Raw genomic sequence first — 3210 nt, 5'->3', positions numbered from 1 at the left:
TGGGCCGGCGGATTCGCCTGCGTCCTGGCATTGTTCGTCAGCGCGGCACGTGCGGTGGCCTGATTCCGGGAACCGAAAAAGAGCAAGGCCGGTCCCTTTCGGGGACCGGCCTTGCGGGGTAAATGCTCAGCGATGACCTACTCTCGCATGGGAGACCCACACTACCATCGGCGCGTGTGCGTTTCACTTCCGAGTTCGGGATGGGATCGGGTGGTTCCACACAGCCATTGTCACTGAGCAAGCTGTTGCAGTCGCGCCTGTGGCGCGGACTGGCATGGGGTTGGGACGTAGCGAGCGTCGTGCCTGGAATGTCGACGTATCGTCGAGTCCAAGGCCACTTGAGGTTATATGGTCAAGCCACACGGATCATTAGTACTGGTTAGCTCAATACATTGCTGTACTTACACACCCAGCCTATCAACCACCTGGTCTTGATGGTTCCTTCAGGGGAGTCAAGCTCCCGGGAGATCTCATCTTGAGGCGCGCTTCCCGCTTAGATGCTTTCAGCGGTTATCGCTTCCGAACGTAGCTACCCGGCAATGCCACTGGCGTGACAACCGGAACACCAGAGGTTCGTCCACTCCGGTCCTCTCGTACTAGGAGCAGCCCCTCTCAAATCTCCAACGCCCATGGCAGATAGGGACCGAACTGTCTCACGACGTTCTGAACCCAGCTCGCGTACCACTTTAAATGGCGAACAGCCATACCCTTGGGACCGACTACAGCCCCAGGATGTGATGAGCCGACATCGAGGTGCCAAACACCGCCGTCGATATGAACTCTTGGGCGGTATCAGCCTGTTATCCCCGGAGTACCTTTTATCCGTTGAGCGATGGCCCTTCCATACAGAACCACCGGATCACTAAGACCTACTTTCGTACCTGCTTGATCCGTCGATCTTGCAGTCAAGCACGCTTATGCCTTTGCACACAGTGCGCGATGTCCGACCGCGCTGAGCGTACCTTCGTGCTCCTCCGTTACACTTTGGGAGGAGACCGCCCCAGTCAAACTACCCACCACACACGGTCCCCGACCCGGATTACGGGCCCAGGTTAGAACGTCAAGCACGACAGGGTGGTATTTCAAGGATGGCTCCACCAGAACTGGCGTCCTGGTTTCACAGCCTCCCACCTATCCTACACAGACGAACTCAACGTTCAGTGTGAAGCTATAGTAAAGGTTCACGGGGTCTTTCCGTCTTGCCACGGGAACGCTGCATCTTCACAGCGATTTCAATTTCACTGAGTCTCGGGTGGAGACAGCGCCGCCATCATTACGCCATTCGTGCAGGTCGGAACTTACCCGACAAGGAATTTCGCTACCTTAGGACCGTTATAGTTACGGCCGCCGTTTACCGGGGCTTCGATCAAGAGCTTCGCCTTGCGGCTGACCCCATCAATTAACCTTCCGGCACCGGGCAGGCGTCAGACCCTATACGTCCACTTTCGTGTTTGCAGAGTCCTGTGTTTTTGATAAACAGTTGCAGCGGCCTGGTCACTGCGGCCCCCGACAGCTATAGCCCGCATGGGCCACCATCAGGGGCGCACCTTCTCCCGAAGTTACGGTGCCATGTTGCCTAGTTCCTTCACCCGAGTTCTCTCAAGCGCCTGAGAATTCTCATCCTGCCCACCTGTGTCGGTTTACGGTACGGTCTGCGCACACTGAAGCTTAGGAGCTTTTCCTGGAAGCGTGGCATCAGTCACTTCGTCCTAATGGACTCGTCTCGCTGCTCGGCGTTGAATGGGATCCCGGATTTGCCAAAGATCCCCGCCTACCTGCTTTCCCCGGGACAACCAACGCCCGGTAGACCTAGCCTTCTCCGTCCCTCCATCGCATGTGCGCGAGGTGCTGGAATATTAACCAGCTTCCCATCGACTACGCATTTCTGCCTCGCCTTAGGGGCCGACTCACCCTGCGTCGATTAACGTTGCGCAAGGAAACCTTGGGCTTTCGGCGTGCGGGCTTTTCACCCGCATTATCGTTACTCATGTCAGCATTCGCACTTCCGATACCTCCAGCAGACCTCTCGATCCACCTTCAACGGCGTACGGAACGCTCCTCTACCGCGCACACCAGAGGTGTGCACCCCAAGCTTCGGTTTACCGCTTAGCCCCGTTAAATCTTCCGCGCAGACCGACTCGACCAGTGAGCTATTACGCTTTCTTTAAAGGGTGGCTGCTTCTAAGCCAACCTCCTGGCTGTCTGTGCCTTTCCACCTCGTTTTCCACTCAGCGGTAATTTGGGACCTTAGCTGTGGGTCTGGGTTGTTTCCCTTTCCACGACGGACGTTAGCACCCGCCGTGTGTCTCCCATGCAGTCTGTCCTGGTATTCGGAGTTTGCCATGGGTTGGTAAGTCGCAATGACCCCCTAGCCATAACAGTGCTCTACCCCCAGGAAGATTCACATGAGGCGCTACCTAAATAGCTTTCGAGGAGAACCAGCTATCTCCGGGTTCGATTAGCTTTTCACTCCTAATCACACCTCATCCCCTACCTTTGCAACGGGAGTGGGTTCGGGCCTCCAGTACCTGTTACGGTACCTTCACCCTGGGCATGACTAGATCACCCGGTTTCGGGTCTATTGCCCGCGACTATGCGCCCTATTCAGACTCGGTTTCCCTGCGCCTCCCCTATACGGTTAAGCTTGCCACGAACAATAAGTCGCTGACCCATTATACAAAAGGTACGCAGTCACCCCGAAGGGCTCCTGCTGCTTGTACGCACACGGTTTCAGGGTCTATTTCACTCCCCTCGCCGGGGTTCTTTTCGCCTTTCCCTCACGGTACTGGTTCACTATCGGTCGGTCAGGAGTATTTAGCCTTGGAGGATGGTCCCCCCATGTTCAGACAGGGTTTCTCGTGCCCCGCCCTACTCGATTTCACTGAAAGAGCCCTTTCACATACCGGGCTGTCACCGTCTATGGCCAACCTTTCCAGGTTGTTCTGCTAGAACTCAATCAGCTTAAGGGCTGTTCCCCGTTCGCTCGTCACTACTCAGGGAATCTCGGTTGATTTCTTTTCCTCCGGTTACTTAGATATTTCAGTTCACCGGGTTCGCCTTGCATGGCTATGTATTCACCATGCAATACTGCTTGCGCAGTGGGTTTCCCCATTCGGACATCGCGGGATCAATGCTTGTTGCCAGCTCCCCCGCGCTTTTCGCAGGCTGCCACGTCCTTCATCGCCTCTGACCGCCAAGGCATCCACCGTG

2 rRNA genes (1 of these 2 running past the window's edge) are annotated in these 3210 nt (G+C 56.0%); both read right to left on the bottom strand.

From position 1 onward, the window contains the following. Positions 1–124: 124 nt before the first annotated feature. Positions 125–238, bottom strand: a 5S ribosomal RNA gene (gene rrf / locus LY625_RS13255). Positions 239–348: 110 nt separating this feature from the next. Next, positions 349–3210: ribosomal RNA gene (locus LY625_RS13250) — 23S ribosomal RNA — on the bottom strand (it continues 19 nt past the right edge of the window).

It is taken from the genome of Lysobacter sp. GX 14042, assembly GCF_021390425.1.
Taxonomy (GTDB): Bacteria; Pseudomonadota; Gammaproteobacteria; order Xanthomonadales; family Xanthomonadaceae; genus Novilysobacter.
Note: the sequence above shows the minus strand (reverse complement) of the source record. Positions and strands in the feature narration are given on the sequence as shown.